We start from the raw sequence: 685 nt of genomic DNA on the forward strand, positions 1-685 counted from the left end.
TATCTTATATGGACGATTTTTATCAACCAAAAATACTTTTTTCGGAGATGGTTTCTACACCCCAATTCTATTTGGATGACCAAGGTTTTATGGTAAATGATACAGTGACTTTCATAACTGGAGAAAATTTAGAAAACTTAGTTAAACTGCTTAACTCAATAGTGATTTTTAATATTTATAAGCTATTTTATGCAGGAGGAGGGCTTGGAGAACAAGGTATTCGTATGAAAAAAACCTTTTTGCAAAAATTACCCTTGCCTCCTGATTTCAACATATACTCAGTGGATAAATTAGAGATTGAAAAAGAAATTATAGAATTCATTACTGATGTTGATGAAGAAAAGAAGTATCTCTTTCGTTTATTAGCTGATTAAATAGCTCTCAATCCATTCTCTTTCTTTAATAGTTAAGTCAATTTTTTTACCAATTGGCGGAATTGGTAGTGATAAAAGGTTATTCAACTTGAATTCTTTTTCGATTCCTCCTCCCATATAAAATCTTTTAAAAGCAAACCATATTATTGGATTCGTAAGCATGTCTAACAAATAAGGTATATTATTACCAGAAATGATATACCCTGTATCATTAGTCAAATATCCCTTTTCATCCAAAGCAAAGCAAGGCTCATTTCCTGAGATTCTAGAAAATACTATTTTTTGTTTAAAAAAATCGTCCATATAAGATA

Annotated in this window: 2 pseudogenes; one reads left to right on the forward strand and one right to left on the reverse strand. The window is 29.9% G+C overall.

Going from position 1 to position 685, the window contains the following annotated elements:
- Window positions 1-374 (forward strand): annotated as a pseudogene (locus tag NRIC_RS19130) (TaqI-like C-terminal specificity domain-containing protein); the annotation flags it as partial.
- Here the strand turns inward: NRIC_RS19130 and NRIC_RS19410 are convergent.
- Window positions 363-685: pseudogene (locus NRIC_RS19410) on the reverse strand (TaqI-like C-terminal specificity domain-containing protein); the annotation flags it as partial. The pseudogenes NRIC_RS19130 and NRIC_RS19410 sit on opposite strands and share 12 nt — an antisense overlap.

It is taken from the genome of Enterococcus florum, assembly GCF_004309355.1.
Taxonomy (GTDB): domain Bacteria; phylum Bacillota; class Bacilli; order Lactobacillales; family Enterococcaceae; genus Enterococcus_A; species Enterococcus_A florum.